The sequence below is a fragment of the Acidobacteriaceae bacterium genome (genome assembly GCA_028283655.1).
Lineage (GTDB): Bacteria > Acidobacteriota > Terriglobia > Terriglobales > Acidobacteriaceae > Granulicella.
Genome location: JAPWKE010000003.1, coordinates 2,846,897 through 2,862,480, shown reverse-complemented (window position 1 = coordinate 2,862,480; position 15,584 = coordinate 2,846,897). Strand labels below are relative to the sequence as shown.

18 protein-coding genes are annotated in these 15,584 nt (G+C 60.2%); 13 read left to right on the top strand and 5 right to left on the bottom strand.

The annotated features are described in order from the left end of the window. Positions 1 to 37 precede the first annotated feature (37 nt). Positions 38 to 2,086, top strand: a complete 2,049-nt coding sequence (locus PW792_14880; protein ID MDE1163206.1) for a TonB-dependent receptor — start codon at positions 38 to 40, stop codon at positions 2,084 to 2,086. Positions 2,087 to 2,134: 48 nt separating this feature from the next. On the opposite strand, the gene PW792_14875 is transcribed toward PW792_14880, so the two are convergent. Continuing rightward, entirely contained in the window at positions 2,135 to 2,893 is a 759-nt protein-coding gene (locus PW792_14875; protein MDE1163205.1) for a methyltransferase domain-containing protein, read from the bottom strand. A 20-nt stretch (positions 2,894 to 2,913) separates the two neighbouring features. Further along, a complete protein-coding gene (locus tag PW792_14870) occupies positions 2,914 to 3,570 on the bottom strand; it encodes an FmdE family protein (GenBank protein MDE1163204.1) in 657 nt (218 codons plus the stop codon). Between PW792_14870 and PW792_14865 the strand changes: the two genes are divergently transcribed. The 3 genes from PW792_14865 (at position 3,569) to PW792_14855 (ending at position 6,675) form a co-directional block, all read left to right on the top strand. Beyond that, positions 3,569 to 5,350: an alpha-amylase family glycosyl hydrolase gene (locus PW792_14865; GenBank protein MDE1163203.1), complete on the top strand. Its 1,782-nt coding sequence runs from the start codon at positions 3,569 to 3,571 to the stop codon at positions 5,348 to 5,350. The two genes, PW792_14870 and PW792_14865, sit on opposite strands and share 2 nt — an antisense overlap. A gap of 138 nt (positions 5,351 to 5,488) precedes the next feature. Next, on the top strand, positions 5,489 to 5,944 hold the full coding sequence (locus PW792_14860) for a VOC family protein (protein ID MDE1163202.1): 456 nt from the start codon (positions 5,489 to 5,491) through the stop codon (positions 5,942 to 5,944). A gap of 68 nt (positions 5,945 to 6,012) precedes the next feature. After that, positions 6,013 to 6,675, top strand: coding sequence for a DUF4339 domain-containing protein (locus PW792_14855; protein ID MDE1163201.1), 663 nt, complete (start codon positions 6,013 to 6,015; stop codon positions 6,673 to 6,675). A gap of 106 nt (positions 6,676 to 6,781) precedes the next feature. Here the strand turns inward: PW792_14855 and PW792_14850 are convergent, their stop codons facing one another. Further along, complete coding sequence (locus PW792_14850; GenBank protein MDE1163200.1) at positions 6,782 to 7,297, bottom strand: polymer-forming cytoskeletal protein; 516 nt, start codon at positions 7,295 to 7,297, stop codon at positions 6,782 to 6,784. 276 nt (positions 7,298 to 7,573) lie between these two features. Beyond that, positions 7,574 to 8,245 (bottom strand): hypothetical protein, encoded by a 672-nt coding sequence (locus PW792_14845; protein ID MDE1163199.1) that lies wholly within the window; start codon positions 8,243 to 8,245, stop codon positions 7,574 to 7,576. A 270-nt stretch (positions 8,246 to 8,515) separates the two neighbouring features. Between PW792_14845 and infA the strand changes: the two genes are divergently transcribed. The 9 genes from infA (at position 8,516) to PW792_14800 (ending at position 13,906) form a co-directional block, all read left to right on the top strand. Next, positions 8,516 to 8,734 carry a translation initiation factor IF-1 gene (gene infA, locus PW792_14840; protein ID MDE1163198.1) on the top strand — a complete coding sequence of 73 codons (219 nt, stop codon included), beginning with the start codon at positions 8,516 to 8,518 and terminating at the stop codon, positions 8,732 to 8,734. 45 nt (positions 8,735 to 8,779) lie between these two features. After that, positions 8,780 to 8,893, top strand: coding sequence for a 50S ribosomal protein L36 (rpmJ, locus tag PW792_14835; protein ID MDE1163197.1), 114 nt, complete (start codon positions 8,780 to 8,782; stop codon positions 8,891 to 8,893). A gap of 151 nt (positions 8,894 to 9,044) precedes the next feature. Next, on the top strand, positions 9,045 to 9,425 hold the full coding sequence (gene rpsM, locus PW792_14830; GenBank protein ID MDE1163196.1) for a 30S ribosomal protein S13: 381 nt from the start codon (positions 9,045 to 9,047) through the stop codon (positions 9,423 to 9,425). Positions 9,426 to 9,428: 3 nt separating this feature from the next. Then, complete coding sequence (rpsK, locus tag PW792_14825) at positions 9,429 to 9,851, top strand: 30S ribosomal protein S11 (protein MDE1163195.1); 423 nt, start codon at positions 9,429 to 9,431, stop codon at positions 9,849 to 9,851. 184 nt (positions 9,852 to 10,035) lie between these two features. Continuing rightward, positions 10,036 to 10,668: a 30S ribosomal protein S4 gene (gene rpsD / locus PW792_14820; GenBank protein ID MDE1163194.1), complete on the top strand. Its 633-nt coding sequence runs from the start codon at positions 10,036 to 10,038 to the stop codon at positions 10,666 to 10,668. A gap of 167 nt (positions 10,669 to 10,835) precedes the next feature. Continuing rightward, complete coding sequence (locus PW792_14815; GenBank protein MDE1163193.1) at positions 10,836 to 11,924, top strand: DNA-directed RNA polymerase subunit alpha; 1,089 nt, start codon at positions 10,836 to 10,838, stop codon at positions 11,922 to 11,924. A gap of 74 nt (positions 11,925 to 11,998) precedes the next feature. Continuing rightward, on the top strand, positions 11,999 to 12,349 hold the full coding sequence (locus tag PW792_14810) for a four helix bundle protein (protein ID MDE1163192.1): 351 nt from the start codon (positions 11,999 to 12,001) through the stop codon (positions 12,347 to 12,349). A 91-nt stretch (positions 12,350 to 12,440) separates the two neighbouring features. Continuing rightward, positions 12,441 to 12,908, top strand: coding sequence for a 50S ribosomal protein L17 (gene rplQ, locus PW792_14805; protein MDE1163191.1), 468 nt, complete (start codon positions 12,441 to 12,443; stop codon positions 12,906 to 12,908). Positions 12,909 to 12,988: 80 nt separating this feature from the next. After that, positions 12,989 to 13,906 (top strand): hypothetical protein, encoded by a 918-nt coding sequence (locus PW792_14800; GenBank protein MDE1163190.1) that lies wholly within the window; start codon positions 12,989 to 12,991, stop codon positions 13,904 to 13,906. Here PW792_14800 and PW792_14795 read toward each other — a convergent pair whose 3' ends face one another. Next, the gene (locus PW792_14795; protein ID MDE1163189.1) at positions 13,907 to 15,454 is read right to left on the bottom strand and encodes a diguanylate cyclase; all 1,548 of its coding nucleotides are present in this window, start codon (positions 15,452 to 15,454) and stop codon (positions 13,907 to 13,909) included. It abuts the gene before it with no gap. Between the last annotated feature and the right edge of the window lie 130 nt (positions 15,455 to 15,584).

Genomic DNA, 15,584 nt, shown 5'->3' with positions numbered 1-15,584 from the left:
GTCTTATGAGTAGTGACGGTGTGAGAGGTTGGTGGGTGTGAAGTTTGGTGCAGCGATTGCGCTAGGGGTGATGCCGATAGTCGCTTGTGCGCAGACGCCGGAGAAGCCGGTGGTGAAGGAGAGCGTTACGGTAACGGCCACGGACCGAGGACTGGCGAATGTCTCTGACGCAGCGACGACGGTGGCGGTGTTAACGCAGAAGCAGTTGCAGCAGACGCCAGGGTTGACGCTGGATGATGCGCTTCATGCTGTGGCGGGCTTCCAGTTATTTCGGCGAACGAGTTCATGGTCGGCGAACCCGACGTCGCAGGGTGTGAGCCTGCGCGGGCTTGGGTCGACCGCCGCGAGCCGCACGCTGGTAGTGAGCGATCAGACCGCGCTAAACGATCCCTTTGGTGGTTGGGTGCACTGGAACGAAGTGCCCGCGTTGGCGATTCGCGAAGTGGATGTAGTGCGCGGCGGAAGTGCGAACCTGTACGGCTCGTCAGCGATTGGCGGCGTGATGGATGTGGTGCCGATCGTTGCGCCTTCGACGCCTGCGTTCACGTTTGCGGCAAACGCCGGCGGCGCGCAGCAGTCGTCGGGTCTTGGCGATGCGTTGATTGCCGGCGGCGGGCGCAGGTTTTCAGGGCTTGGTTCTTTGAGCGTGTTGTCGACGGCAGGGTATGTGCCGACAGCGCCGTCGGTGCGTGGGGCGGTGGACTCGCAGTCAAATGTGCAAAGTGAGGCGGCCCGCGTGGAGCTTCGGTCAGGCGCGTTGTTGCCGGACGTGAGCGTCTTTCTGCGGGGCAATATGCTGAACGAGTCGCGCGGCAACGGGACGTTGTTGCAGACGAATGCGACGCGTCTGTGGCGCTATGTCGCAGGTGGTGATTGGGCGCATGAGAAGAACACGGCGGCGGTGCGTTTGTACGGTGCGCGCGAAGGTTATCGGCAAAGCTTTTCGAGCATCGCGAGCGATCGCAACTCGGAGAGTCTGACGAAGCTGCAGCGGGTGCCTACGGATGAGTTGGGGCTGGTGCTGCAGGCATCACGCGAGGTGGTGAAGAACGTTTCCGTAGCGATGGGATTTGATCTTCGCGATGACCGCTCGACCGATGGAGAGACGCCGGTCAGCAGCGGGGTGATCGGCACGACAACGGCGATCTCGGCGCGACAGCGTGCGATCGGCGGCTATGTGGACGGCATTTGGCGATGGAAGCAGTGGTCGGTGTCGGCATCGGTGCGTGTGGATAGCTTCAGAACCTTTGACGGCGTTTCGACGAACGGCAGCGCGCACACGAAGGAGCCGGAGATTGATGAGCTGGTGTCGAGTCCTCGTGTGGGTGTCGTGCGTGGGTTGGGGCATGGTATCTCGCTGAGTGCCACGGCGTTCCGCGCGTTTCGCGGCCCGACGTTCAACGAGCTGTACCGCACGGGGCAGGTTGGTCAGCAGACGACGCTGGCGAACAACTCGCTGCTGGCCGAGCGGGCAACGGGCTTTGAGCTTGGCGGCGAGTATGCGCGGGCCTCGCTGGGACGCGTGCGTGCGACGTACTTCTGGACGGAGGTAAACCGACCGATCTCAGCGGTGCTGTTGTCGCAGAGCGGATCGGCGCAGACGTTGCAGCGTCAAAACCTGGGGCAGATCCGTTCACGCGGCATGATGCTGGAAGGGCAGAGCGTGACGCGGCATGGCTTCGATGTGGGCTTTGGGTACCAGCTTGCGTTTGCGACGGTGACTGCGTTCCGCAGCGACTCGGCCGCGCAGCCGAACCTGTTGGGCAAGTGGATCCCCGAGGTGGCGCGGCAGTCGGTGACGGCGACGGCGAATTATGCGGTGCCGAAGGTGGCCGCGTTGCACTTGATCGCGAGCTATCAGGGGCAGATGTATGACGATGCTCTGAATACGCTGGTGCTGCATCCCTATGCGCGGTTTGATCTGCAGACAGATCGCAAGCTGTGGCACGGGCTGTCGGTCTATGCCGGAGCGCAAAACCTGCTGGACCGCTCGATCGAAGCAGGCAGAACGCCGTCGTTGACGCTGGCGTCACCGCGCATGGTGCGCGCAGGGATGCGCTACAGCTTCGTGAAGAGCAGGGAGTAGATGGGAAGAGTGTCGAGCGTAGAAAGACGCTTCAGGCGCGACAAGGCTCTACCCCTCTACATTCTGCTTTCGTATCAGTACGCGTCCGCTGCCGACATCAATGACTTCGGCGCGGATATTGGCGCGGGTGACGAGCTGTTTCCACTCTTCGAGTGAGTATGCGCGGCGGAACGAGATGTCACCGTCTTCGACGACGAAGCGATGTAGCCGCAGCAGCCGGGCGAGCAGGACGAAAAGCTTTGCGGCGCGTTGGGAACGTCGGAGGTCGCTGATCATCCAGGCGTGGCGAGCGCGGTTGCATTGGTGGAGCAGGCGGAGAACGTCGTCGTCCGTGAGGTGGTGCGCCATGAGCGAGCAGAAAATGATGTCGGCGTCGATAGCCGTGGCGAGCGCATCGGCTGTTTCGTGATGAAGTGTGCCGGGAGGAAGGTGCTCCTTGCTGTTGCACTCGGCAGCGAGGCGCGCAGCGTAGGGGTGCAGGTCGATGCCGGTGAGACGCAACGGAAGGCTTCTTGTTGCTGCCCAGCGACGAACGATGCGAAGGAGCGCACCTTGCCCGCAGCCAATGTCGAGGATAGCGAGCGGAGTGTGGCTGACGCCGGTCTTTGCCACGACCTCGGCGATCAGCTGCAGGAAGGGCCTATGTGCGCGGGTAAACCGGTTGAGCCTTGCCATGTCGAGCATGGCCTTGCGGTAGTCCGCGTAGGTGCAGGGGCCGTCGAGGTGTTCATGAAGCGCGTAGGTGCGGTGGTCGAAGCCCGGGAGTGGGGGTGTTTCGTTCGTCGGTATGGGAGGAGCTTCGATCACGCTGGCTATTGTCGCATCGCTTAGAGCGGCCGGTAGTAGCGCAGCGTGGTGTAGGCACAGGAGAAGCAGAGGCGCTCGCCGTCGCATTCGGTCCAGCGGTCGAAGTTCACGCCTTCGCCGCAGTTTGCGCAGACGACACGCTCTCCTTTGAAACCCGGGAACTCGCTCGGCGGCAGCGCGACGCGCACCCAATCCGTGGTGAAGAGGTCGGTGTCGAGCATCTCGCGGTAAGACTTCATTTGCTGCGCGTTCTTTTCAAGCTCAGGATAGAGCTCCTTCGCGCGGGCCTTGGAGCTTTCCTTCGCAACGACGCGGATCGCCTTATAGTCGTCGCCGTCGAGCTTCGCTTCCAGGTCGATGAAGGTTGCGGCCATCTTGCCCCAGTCGCGCAGCTTCAGCGCGCGTTTGCCCACGCGGGCTGCGGTCACGACGCCGATAGCGTCGGTCGCGCAGCGGTCGATTTCGACGAAGACGACGAGGCGCTTGCGATCGGGGTTCAGCGTGCCGTCAGCGAGAGTGCGTTGGCGCGGGTCGCCGACGCCAAGCTCGCGCAGGGCAAGCATCGCCATGCGCACACCGAGGATCTGCCCGGCGCAGAGGTGGCCGTGGGCGCGTTCGGCTTCGAGCAGAAGCTCGTCGAGGGTGGCGGGTGGAAGGGCGAGGGCAGGAGCGCTCATGCTCCCGATGTTACGCCGCCGCTTGCTGCACCGCCATGGGACGTGGGAGCATCAGAGCAGTATGGCGTCCAGTGACTTCAAGCCCTCGCAGTGGTGGCAGACCGGTGTGGTCTACCAGGTGTATCCGCGTTCCTTTCAAGATACGAATGGTGATGGCGTCGGCGATCTGCGCGGCATCATCGCGCGGCTCGACTACTTCCGTTCGCTGGGCGTAGACACGCTGTGGATCTCGCCCTTCTACCCGTCGCCGATGGCGGATTTCGGCTACGACGTGGCGGATTACACAGACGTCGATCCGCTCTTTGGCTCGTTGGCTGACTTTGACGAGCTGCTGGCTGAGGCGCACAAGCGCGGTCTGCGCGTCGTTCTGGACTTTGTGCCGAACCATACGTCGGACCTGCATGCGTGGTTTCTGGAGTCGCGTTCGTCGCGCGAAAGTCCGAAGCGCGACTGGTACATCTGGCACGATGCGCCTCCGGCAGGGGATGATTTCAAGCCTGCGCGCGAGCGTCTGCCAAACAACTGGACATCGCAGTTCGGCGGCTCGGCGTGGGAGTGGGATGAGCGCACGGAGCAGTTCTATCTGCACTCGTTTTTGAAGCAGCAACCGGACTTGAACTGGCGTAACCCGCAGGTTCGCGCGGCGATGTATGAGGCGATGCAGTTCTGGCTCGATCGCGGCGTCGATGGCTTCCGCATGGATGTGCTGTGGCTGCTAATCAAGGACCAGTACTTCCGTAACAATCCGCCGAACCCTGAGTTCCACGGCGACATGCATGACCATGCGGCGACGCTGCCGGTCTTCACCGCCAATCAGGCCGAGACGCTCATGATCGTTGCGGAGATGCGGACGCTTCTCGACACTTACGGCGATACGCTGACGCCGGAGAAGAAGAACCTGGAAGGCGAGTCGAATCGTGTGTTGATCGGTGAGATTTATCTGCCGCTCGCTGAGTTGATCGAGTACTACGGGACGGAGAAGAAGGGGGCGCTGAGCGAGCCGGGTGTGCCGCAGCTAAACGGCGCGAACCTGCCGTTCAACTTCCACCTGATCCAGACGCGCTGGGAGGCTGCTGCTGTTGCGCAGATCATCACCGATTACGAGCGTCTGCTGCCCGATGGAGCGTGGCCGAACTATGTGCTGGGGAACCACGATCAGTCGCGTCTGGCAACGCGTATCGGCAAGCAGCAGACGCGCGCAGCAGCGATGCTGCTGTTGACGCTGCGTGGCACGCCGACGATGTACTACGGCGACGAACTCGGCATGGAAGATGTGCCGATTACGCCAAACCAGGTGCAGGATCCGGCCGAGAAGAATGAGCCTGGCAAGGGTCGCGGACGCGATCCGGAGCGTTCGCCGATGTTGTGGATCCCGGCGGAGAACGCGGGCTTTACCTTCCCGGACGTGAAGCCGTGGCTGCCGATAGAACGAGAGTTCGAGACGAAGAATGCGGCGGTGCAGTCGAAGGACCTGAAGTCGATCTTCACGCTGTATCGCACGCTGCTGCACTATCGGCGTACGTTTGACACGCTTCATGCAGGCGGCATCACGGACGTTCACGCGGAGGGAAGCGTCCTGCGGTTCAAGCGCACGACGCCTGAGAACGGCGACGCCGCAGACTTTCAGGTTCTGCTGAACCTCGGTAGTGAGATTGCCACGGTGCACTGCGCGAAGGGCAAGGTACTGGTGACGACGCTGCTCGACGGCACGGGTGCGGACGTTGATGGCGAGGTGACGCTGGAGGCAGGGGAAGGACTGTTGATTGCTCTGGAGGAGTAGTCGCCATATAGGAAGGTCGCCTACTCATTACGTATAGCAGGGCATATCGTCCAGCGGATCCTCCACTACGTGTGCTGTAGGCACATTTGTGTGGATGCCGCTGCGATGAGGTAGTATTCGCGTGTCAGGAGGCTTGCGATGAACAAGGTCACACCGTTTCTCTGGTTCAACGACAATGCGGAAGAAGCAGCGGAGTTTTATCTCGGGCTGTTTGCTCGCACGAAGAAGATCAGTGAACTGCGGTCGTCGGGCATAGGGCCGTGGCCTGAGGGCAAGCTTGCCACGATCACTCTTGAGCTCGAAGGCCAGCAGGTCGTGTTTCTCAACGGTGGACCGGGGTATGCGTTGACGCCAGCGTTCTCGTTTAGCGTGACCTGCGAGACGCAGGAAGAGATTGACGGCTACTGGGAGAAGATTCTGGCTGCGGGTGGAAAGGTGATGGCGTGTGGGTGGATCACTGATCCCTTTGGGCTAAGCTGGCAGATAGTGCCGAAGAATATTGGCGAAGTCATCAAGCATCCCAAGGCGATGGCCGCCATGATGGAGATGGAGAAGCTCGATATCGCGGTGCTGGAAGCTGCGGCGCAAGAGTAAACACCAGATCAAACGTTGGAACCGCAAGGCGCATCGGAACGTAAAGAACTATAGACGAGGAAAGCACGATGCTCTTTCGCATTGCACGCAACGGACAGATGTACGGCCCCTATACCGAGGATGACGTGCGTCGCTACCTCGCCACCGGCAACGTTCTGCCGACGGACCTGGCCCAGGCGCAGGGCACAGAGGACTGGCTGCCCGTCTCGGAGCTTTTCCCGGAGGCTCCTCTGACCGGGCAGGTACCGCCCGCGCCGTACCCCGGTGGGCTGCCGCAGTTGTTTCCTGATCCGCCGGATTTTCCGTGGTGGGCTGTGCTGCTGCTGTCGATTGTTACCGGTGGGCTATTCACGGTGGTCTGGGGAGTGGTGCAGTCGGCCTGGCTGCGGCGCATCGACCGCACCTGCGTCTCGATCTATCTCTACCTGATCAATGCCGTGGTGTTCCTGCTGCGCGCGCCGTCGATCTTCCATAGCGTTCACCACAACATCTTTGGAACGAACGTCTATGTGGCTCCGCACCCGGTGCTGGGAACGCTGTCGTTTGTGCTCTTCCTGCTGACTCGCTTCATGTTCCGCGCAGAGTTGCTGAAGCACTTCAACGGGCCGGAGCCGATTGGCTTGCGCCTGGGCGGTGTGATGACGTTCTTCTTCGGCGTCACGTACTTCCAGTTCCACTTCAATCGCATCAACGAGCTCAAGAGAGCGCTCCGGGTGAGCGTACCGAGCTAGACCGTAGAGCATAGAGAAAAAGCAGAAGGGCCGCTCCGTTGGGAGCGGCCCTTCTTGTGTCTGGCATATTTCTACGCTTTACACTCTGGTGTCTACACCCTGCCGTTTAGCTGGCGGGGGTTTCTGCCGGGGTTTCGGTCGGCTTGGGCTGTTCGCCAGCACCCGGCTTGCGGATGTCGATGCCGCCCTTGAAGAACGCGCCGTCTTCGATCGAGATACGCGCTGCAATCACGTCGCCGGTCAGCGAGCCTTCCGCGCGGATGTCGATACGGTCGGCTGCCTGGCAGTTGCCACGCACCTTGCCGAGCACAACGATCTCGCGAGCAGCAATGTTCGCTGCGACCTGGCCGTTGCGGCCGATGGTCACGCGGTTGCCGGGTAGGTTGATCGCGCCTTCGACCTTACCGTCGATGTAGAGCGACTCGGAGCCCGAGACTTCACCCTTCACGATCAGGCTCTTGCCGATCGTGGCCTGGTCGCCGGCAGCAGCCGAAACCGGGGTGGACGTCGGTGCCGTGGGACGCGCGGGCTCGAAGCCAGGAGCGCCACCGGAAACGGGGGGAGCCGGGCGCTGAGGTTCAGGGGTTGCAGGGGTCGAGCCGGGCTGGTTCGGTTTCCACATAATAGAAATTGTGTCCTTTCGGGGCTTGCGCGCAAGGCGGAATCGGCTGGATGCAATATCACGGCCGGGCTCACTGGCGCTTCGTCCACGATACTACTTTGTCAACAGTTACAACCTGTGGACTTCTCACGCAGAAAGGTGTCGAGTTAGTTACGGGGCGAGGCGGCGCAGGCAGGTGAATGGTGAAAGTTGCGCGCCGCCGTGCGTTCGTCGCTCAGCAGGGTTGCCCGACAAAGCCGCACCTCCTCGCTCTTCCTATTTCCTCGGTTCTCTTCGTCACTCCTCGTCGTCTTCAATCAACGAGGTACTCCCGGTGATGGAGAAGGTCATCTCCGCGTGGTTGGCTGGATGGAAGGTTGCCCGCATGGGCGTGCGCTGCCACGTCGTTGCGGCACAGGCAGGGTGGGGAAGAGGATCGATCGGCCACGCGGAGATCTTCTGCGAGACGGCTGCGCGCCGCGCGCCGAGTTCGACAACGATGGCGGTGAGGCTGGTGGACTTCACCAGCACATGCAGGCCGCAGTACGCTGCATAGTCGCGAAACCACACCACGTGCGAGAGTTGTGCGTCGAAGTCCGGCAGGTGCAGCGCGGTGACGCGACCCGAGGTGCGGTCGACGGTCAGCCACGGCCCGGGCTGCCACGTCCAGCGTGCAGCCTCGTTCGGCAAGGCATCGTTCAGGTGCAGCGCGCGACGGATGACAAAGGTGCGGTCGGTGACCTCATGCATCTCGCCAACGGTCCACTCCTTCACCTTGCCGTCGACCACCAGCGGGCGGATGCGGAGGGTGGTAGCGTCCTCGCCTTTCGTCTCCGGCGTGGCCTCGGGTGGCGTATACGGCACGCGTCTCGGTGCGCCGAGGGCGACGGTATGGATCTTTTCCGCAAGGGCCGCGCCAGGCGCAAGCAGGGCAGAGAGTAGCAGTAGAGCTCGACAAAGGGTCTGCATGGCAGGGACTGTAGCAGAGGTTCGGGCTGATCGTCCTCGGTTTTCTTAGGCTTTTGACCCAGTATCTTCGGCATTACGGGTACCGTAAGCAGAAAAAGTGGCGAATACCCCGGAAAACTCCGTTCTGGTGTAGACTTGGAGATGGTGCGTGAACCTTCCGCCGTCTCTGTGTGCCCTGTTCGGGGCTGACGGAGCCAAGAGAAGCCCACGAAACAGGTAGTACTGGCACGAAGATTGACAGGGCCCAAACGCCCGGTCAGAGGAGAGCGTTTGTCGAAGGAAGATGCAATTGAGGTAATGGCAACGGTGGTCGACATCTTGCCGAACGCGTTGTTCAAGGTCGAGCTCGAGAACAAGCATCAGGTTCTTGCGCACGTCTCAGGGCGTATGCGTAAGAACTTCATCCGCATTCTCACCGGCGATCGCGTGGCTATTGAGCTGAGCCCGTATGACCTGAGCCGCGGCCGCATCGTTTACCGCTACAAGTAAACGGTCGGTCAACCCAGAACAGCTTCACCGTAAGGAAGAGGAATCATGAAGGTCCGTGCGTCTGTAAAGGCAATCTGCGACAAGTGCAAGGTGATTCACCGCAAGGGTGTCGTTCGCGTCATCTGCGAGAACGCCAAGCACAAGCAGCGCCAGGGCTAATCGCCCCGGCGACTACTGCGGCCCCACCGGGCGAGTTCTCCGCTGTCAAGGAGTGCGATGAACCCGGAGGAGGCAGAGAAATCTGTCAGCCGTTTCAACATTGAACCCCGCTCGATGGACGTAGCTCCTGAGCTCAACCGAAAGGCACCCCATGGCACGTATTGCCGGCGTCGACCTGCCCCCTAACAAGCAGGCCCGTATCGCTCTTCAGTACATCTATGGCATCGGCGCGCCGCGCGCTCTCCGCATTCTGGAGAAGGCCGGCATCGATCCGCTCGTCAAGATGAATACGCTGGATGAAGACCAGCTCAACAAGATCCGTGCAGTTATCGAGCAGGAAGGCGGCATTGAAGGCGATCTCCGTAAGGAAATCAGCCTCAACATCAAGCGCCTGATCGAGATTCAGTCTTATCGTGGTCTCCGCCATCGCCGCAGCCTCCCGGTTCGCGGTCAGCGCACCCACACCAACGCTCGTACCCGCAAGGGCCCGCGTAAGGGCACCGTTGCTGGCAAGAAGAAAGTGACCAAGTAAGCCATGGCAAAGACACAGCAGAAGAGTGCCGGCGCTAAGGCTGGCAAGGGCAAGAAGTTTAAGAAGCGCGAGCGGAAAAACGTTCCATTTGGTCTCGTTTTCATCCAGGCTTCGTTCAACAACACGATCGTGACGATCACCGACCAGCAGGGCAACACGCTGTCGTGGAAGAGCTCGGGTTCGCTCGGCTTCCGCGGTTCGCGTAAGGGCACCCCGTTCGCGGCACAGCAGGCTGCAGTAAACGCTGCAAACGCTGCTCGCGACCACGGTCTCCGCGCTGTTGACGTTCGCGTCTCGGGCCCCGGCTCGGGTCGTGAGTCGGCCATCCGTGCGCTCGCCGCTGCAGGTATCGACGTTCGTTCGATCCGCGACGTGACGCCGATGCCGCACAACGGCTGCCGTCCGCCGAAGCGTCGCCGCGTATAAGTACAGGGTTTAGGGTCCAGGGTTCAGGGTTTAGAAGGCAACCGCCAACTACTCTCTAGCTCTGGGCCTCGACCCGTTTGCTAGACCCAGGGCCCTTGGCCCTGAAACCTAATTTTGGATCGTGACGAAGGGCAAGCCAGCCCGTAAAACGATCGACCACAGAAGTAATTGGAGAGAAAAGTCAATGGCTCGTTATACAGGACCCGTTTGCCGTATGTGCCGCCGCGATGGCGTGAAGTTGTTCCTCAAGGGACCGAAGTGCTTTACCGAGAAGTGCCCGGTAGAGAAGCGTAACTTCCCCCCGGGACAGCATGGTCAGTCCAAGAAGGTGAAGAAGGTTGTTGGCTACGGTCTGCAGCTTCGTGAGAAGCAGAAGGCAAAGCGCATCTACTTCACGCTCGAGACCCAGTTCCGCGCGTACTACGAGAACGCTTCGACCCGCCACGGTGTTACCGGCGAACTCCTGCTCCAGCAGCTCGAGACCCGTCTGGACAACGTTGCGTACCGCCTCGGTTTCGCGATCTCGCGCCGCCAGGCTCGTCAGGTTGTTCGTCACGGTCACGTACTTGTGAACGGCAAGAAGGTTAACATTCCGAGCTTCCAGTGCAAGGTCGGCGATACCATCCAGATCCGTGAGAAGTCCAAGGAAATGGGCATCCTCGGCGGTGCTCGTGAGTTCCTCTCGGGCCAGATCAAGGTCAGCTGGATCGAGTTCGCTGCAGACGGTCTTTCGGGCAAGGTTGTTGCTCTGCCGAAGCGCGAAGACATTCAGCTGCCGGTCAACGAGCAGCAGATCGTCGAACTGTACAGCAAGTAATAGGGGCCGGGGTTCAGGGCCAGGGTTCAGAAGGCAAACGCCTCTGACCCGGGTTCTGAACCTGGTTCCAAAAGTTTTTCTGGGGCTGCTTCTTAGCCCTGAACCCTGAGCTTCACCCCTGAACCATCGCAGAATGCTTCGCGACGGCAGGAAGAAAGGAACGACCCATGCTTTGGAGAGGTTTTCAGAAGCCCAAGCGTCTCGCTGTTGAACAGGAAACACTGACCAACAACTATGGCAAGTTTTCCGCGCAGCCTTTTGAGCGCGGTTTCGGCACCACAGTCGGCAATGCTCTGCGTCGCACGCTGCTTTCGTCTATCGAAGGTGCCGCTGTTACCGCAGTCCGCATCGAAGGCGTTCTGCACGAGTTCCAGGCGATCTCGGGCGTTGTTGAAGACGCGACCGACATCATCCTGAACCTGAAGCAGATTCCGTTCAAGCTCAACGGCGAAGGCCCCAAGGCCCTCTATCTCCACGCCGATCAGGCTGGCGTCGTTACCTCGGGCATGATTGAGGCTGATTCGGACGTCGAGATTCTCGACCCGAACGTCTACATCTGCACGGTGAGCGAAGGCGGCCGTATCGACATGGAAATGCGCTTGAAGCGCGGCCGTGGCTACATCTCGGCAGACAAGAACTTCGATAGCGATCTCGGCATCGGTTTCATCCCGGTGGACAGCGTTCACTCGCCCGTCCGCAAGGTGAACTACCTGGTTGAAGCGGCTCGTCTTGGTCAGATCACCGACTACGACAAGCTCACGATCGAAATCTGGACCAACGGCACTGTGCTTCCTGCTGACGCTCTCGGCCTCTCGGCCAAGCTGATGAAGGATCACATGACCATCTTCATCAACTTCGAAGAAGAGATGGAAGCTGGATCGTCCGACGGCCACGACGGTCCCCAGGTTCGCAACGAGAACCTGAACCGTTCGGTGGAAGAGCTTGAGCTTTCGGTTCGCAGCTACAACTGCCTGAAGAACGCAAACATCTCGACGATCGGTGAGCTGATTCAGAAGACCGAAGCCGAGATGCTGAAGACGAAGAACTTCGGCCGCAAGAGCCTGAACGAGATCAAGGAAATCCTTGCTCAGATGGGTCTCTCGCTCGGCATGAAGATTGACGAAAACGGCAACCCGGTCCCGGGCCCGACCTCGGTTCTTCCTGCGGCAACGCTCGCAGCCAGCTATGGCGCGTTCGATGACGAAGAAGATGAGGACGAAGACGATTTCGTTTTGCCTGAGTCGGAAAACTTCTAGTAGTGGCCAAGGGTGTAGGGGGGAGGGTTTAGGCTGTAGCCAAAATCCACTTCCTACACACTTTGGAGTTGTTCATGGCTGAGTCATTTCGTGAACTGATTGTCTGGCAACGTTCGATCGAGTTGAGCTTGGCGGTATACAAACTTACCGCCGAATTCCCGAAAGAAGAGATGTATGGGCTTACGTCGCAGATGCGACGGGCGTCTGTCTCAATTGCCAGCAATATCGCGGAAGGTTACGGTCGCGGAGCACGCGGAGAGTATCGACAGTTTCTCGGTATTGCCCGTGGTTCTCTGCTTGAATTGCAGACTCAACTTGTTATCGCGAATGAACTCGGATACTGCGAGTTAACTGCGTTGCAACGGGTGGAGTCACTATCGGACGAAGTCAGCAGAATGCTTTCTGCGATGCTTCGCAAACTTTGAATTGGTGAGGACGGGGTTCTACACCCTACCCCCTGCACCCTAAACCCTCGCAAGCCGACTTACGGCATTAGCCGAGTCGAAGGAGATCTCCATGCGTCATCGTAAAGGCGGGTTTAAACTCGGCCGTAATACCTCTCACCGTCGCGCACTTCTGCGCAATCTTGTCACCTCCATCATCCTCCACGACCGTGTGGAGACCACGCTGATCAAGGCCAAGGCATCGCGTCCTCTGGTCGAGAAGATGATCACGCTGGGTAAGAACGGCAGCGTTCACGCCCGTCGTCAGGCCCTCGCATACCTCATGACCCCGGATGCCGTGGATCGTTTGTTCGCTATCGTATCTCCGCGCTACGCAGAGCGTAACGGCGGCTACTCGCGCATCGTCAAGAGCGGCGTTCGTAAGGGTGACGCAGCAGAGACGGCGTACATCGAGTTGCTCGATGCCGAGAAGGAGCTTTCCGAGAAGGCTGAGAAGCGCGAGCAGGCTCGCCAGCGCCGCCAGGAAGCCATCCAGAAGCAGCTCGAGCAGCAGGGCGGCGGCGAAGAGCCCCAGGCCTAAGCTTTCGCAGCATGGCAAACGGCGCATCCTTCGGGGTGCGCCGTTTGCTTTTACGCCATGATCGCATAGGCTTGGTCGAGATGAAGTTCCCGGTCCTCGCTCACGCTGCTGCTGTATGTTTCGTTGCCTTGTCGGCACCTCTGGCTCTTGCGCAGGTTGCAGCCACTCCTGAAGCCAAGGCGTGGCACGCGCTTTCGGACAAGAAAGACCTTGCTGGCGCCGAGAAACTTTGCAGCGGCTGGGAGAAGTCCGGCACACACGCGCAGCAGGTCGAGGCCGAGAAGTGTCTCGCCAACGTTGAGCTGGCGCGTGGCCGACAAGCGTCCGTCAAAGGCAGCGGAGTGGATGCTGCGAGCGTTGGTCCTGGGTTCAGCCCTCAGGCTATTGACAAGGCTCTCGCGCATCTCAACCGCGGCCTTGCGCTTGCTCCTGCGGATATCTCCCTGCACAAAGGGCGCCTCTTCGTGCTGGGTTTAAGCGGTCGCGATGCCGCGCTGACTGCCGCGCTGGACGACACGTTAACCAAGCTACCCTCGCCGGATTATCTCCCTGACTGGCTGCGTTATACCGCGCAGATCGGTGCCTCCGGCGATGCGAAAGAGGCGCTGAAGCTGCTCGCTGTGCTCGACAAGCACTTTCCCGATTCGCACGAAGTTATCGGCAATATCGGCACAATGTACAACATTCAGGGATTATGGTCGCAGGGGCTCCCGTACACCAAACGGGCGGCGGAGCTCGCCCCTAAAGATACGATCGACACCTGGAATCTTGGCTGGGCCTATATGCACCTGGGCGAAATCAAGCTGGCCGATGAGTGGATGCAGAAGTCGATTGCTCTGCCTGGAGACGATCAGGGCAGCGAGCGTCGCTGCCTCTACGCACACTTCGTTGGTCGCGATCTGAAGCAGAAGCCCCGCGCCTGCGCGATGGAGCGCCGAAGCTGCGCCGTTCCGGATCGCTACGACTGCTCTGCGCCAACGATACCGCACAAGAAGTAGTTACCGGCGCGGCGTGCGTGCGCTCAGCTCTTCGAGCATCTGCTGGTAGTACGTGCGATAGCCGACGGCACGGTTCTTTCCTGCACGCTTTGCAGCGTACAGAGCCTCATCCGCCAGGGTCACAAGCCGCTGTGCATTTGGCGTTGCTGGCTCCAGCCCTGCGGCTCCGATACTGACTGTGATGGTGCCGTGCTCCCACGTCTCTGCGCGCAATAGTTCGGCGATACGTTTGCACATGATGAGTGCCTGCTGCTCATCGCATTCGGGCAGCAGATAACAGAACTCTTCTCCGCCAAAACGTGCGGGCAGGTCGCCCTCGCGCGCAGCGTTGCGCAGGCACTTTGCCAGCTGACGCAGTATCTGGTCGCCGTGGTCGTGCCCATAGGTGTCGTTGCGCATCTTGAAGTTGTCGACGTCCACCATCAGCACAGAAAGATTGCGCTTTTTGCGGCGGGCAGTAGCGTACTCAAACTGCAGGCGCTCATCGAAGACCCGGCGATTGGGCAAGCCGGTGAGCGAATCTGTCGTTGCCAGTTCGCGCAGCAGGCGGTTGGCGGCCTCAAGTTCGTTGCGTGAGCGTTCCAACTCGGCCGTGCGGCGGAGCTCTTCGGTCACCTCGACCGTAACAACTCCGAGCATCTGCTCGCCGTCCTCGTCGGGGCAAGGGAACTTGTAGGAGCGCCAGTAAGACGTGGAGCCATCCTCGTTCAGGCTCTCTTCGAGGAAAACTTTGGAGCATCCCGATGTCAGCACCTGAAGATCGTGGTCGCGAACGGCAGCGGCCAGCTCCTCCGGGTGCCGTGCGTCGTTGCCGACGCCAAGCCAGTCGGTAGGGCCAATGTGAAAGCGGTCGGCAAACTTCTGGTTATAAAAGAGCAGCCTGCCTTCGCGGTCTTTCAGAAAGGAGAAGAAGGGCCCCGAGTTGATGAAGGCCTTGAATCGGCGGTCAGAAGCCTCCGCCTTGGTGTGCGCTTCGGTGACCGCGCTCAGGGCGCGTTGCAAGGCTCGTCGCTGCATACGCAGCTCGATGCGGGCGTTCACCTGTCTTGCCAGGGTGTGCAGGGCTGTTTGCTGCGCGTCCGTCAGGTCGTGTGGTGTTTTGTCGAGAACGCAGAGGCTGCCGAGCGGAAAGCCGTCAGGGCTCGACACTGGAAAACCGGCGTAAAAGCGTAGATGCATCTCTCCGGTAACGAGCGGATTGTCCACAAAACGCGGGTCCTGCGTCGCATCGGTGACTTTGAATAAGCCATCCTGCTGAATGGTGTACTGGCAGAAGCTGATTTCGCGCTCAGTTTCCCTGGTGTCCATGCCGAAGGCGGCCTTGAACCACTGGCGCTTTTCGTCTACCAGCGAAATCACACACATGGAGGCACCGCAGATGGCAGCGGCAATCTCTACCAGTTCGTTGAACTCAGGTTCGGGTTCCGTATCGAGGAGTTCTGTTCGTTCAAGTGCTGCCAGGCGTCCAATTTCATAGATTTGGCCTGGGTCTGTTGAGTTGGAGTTGGTCGCGACCACGCGGAAAGTTTGTCCCCTCTGCTCGTCCACGCCGAATATGACGGCGCCCTGCTCTGCTTCTAACTAGGAGAACATGAGCGTTCCTATTTGTATTCACATTTTTTTGTAAGTCTTTACCGCAGGCAAACAGGGCACTAAATTGTGGTTCCGGTGAGGGCGA

What these genes read in the sequence shown, in the direction of transcription:
- PW792_14865 (MDE1163203.1), top strand. Translation starts at nt 3,569, where the DNA reads ATGCTCCCGATGTTACGCCGCCGCTTGCTGCACCGCCATGGGACGTGG.
- PW792_14870 (MDE1163204.1), bottom strand. Translation starts at nt 3,570, where the DNA reads ATGAGCGCTCCTGCCCTCGCCCTTCCACCCGCCACCCTCGACGAGCTT.
- PW792_14860 (MDE1163202.1), top strand. Translation starts at nt 5,489, where the DNA reads ATGAACAAGGTCACACCGTTTCTCTGGTTCAACGACAATGCGGAAGAA.
- PW792_14855 (MDE1163201.1), top strand. Translation starts at nt 6,013, where the DNA reads ATGCTCTTTCGCATTGCACGCAACGGACAGATGTACGGCCCCTATACC.
- PW792_14850 (MDE1163200.1), bottom strand. Translation starts at nt 7,297, where the DNA reads ATGTGGAAACCGAACCAGCCCGGCTCGACCCCTGCAACCCCTGAACCT.
- PW792_14845 (MDE1163199.1), bottom strand. Translation starts at nt 8,245, where the DNA reads ATGCAGACCCTTTGTCGAGCTCTACTGCTACTCTCTGCCCTGCTTGCG.
- rpmJ (MDE1163197.1), top strand. Translation starts at nt 8,780, where the DNA reads ATGAAGGTCCGTGCGTCTGTAAAGGCAATCTGCGACAAGTGCAAGGTG.
- rpsM (MDE1163196.1), top strand. Translation starts at nt 9,045, where the DNA reads ATGGCACGTATTGCCGGCGTCGACCTGCCCCCTAACAAGCAGGCCCGT.
- rpsK (MDE1163195.1), top strand. Translation starts at nt 9,429, where the DNA reads ATGGCAAAGACACAGCAGAAGAGTGCCGGCGCTAAGGCTGGCAAGGGC.
- rpsD (MDE1163194.1), top strand. Translation starts at nt 10,036, where the DNA reads ATGGCTCGTTATACAGGACCCGTTTGCCGTATGTGCCGCCGCGATGGC.
- PW792_14815 (MDE1163193.1), top strand. Translation starts at nt 10,836, where the DNA reads ATGCTTTGGAGAGGTTTTCAGAAGCCCAAGCGTCTCGCTGTTGAACAG.
- PW792_14810 (MDE1163192.1), top strand. Translation starts at nt 11,999, where the DNA reads ATGGCTGAGTCATTTCGTGAACTGATTGTCTGGCAACGTTCGATCGAG.
- rplQ (MDE1163191.1), top strand. Translation starts at nt 12,441, where the DNA reads ATGCGTCATCGTAAAGGCGGGTTTAAACTCGGCCGTAATACCTCTCAC.
- PW792_14800 (MDE1163190.1), top strand. Translation starts at nt 12,989, where the DNA reads ATGAAGTTCCCGGTCCTCGCTCACGCTGCTGCTGTATGTTTCGTTGCC.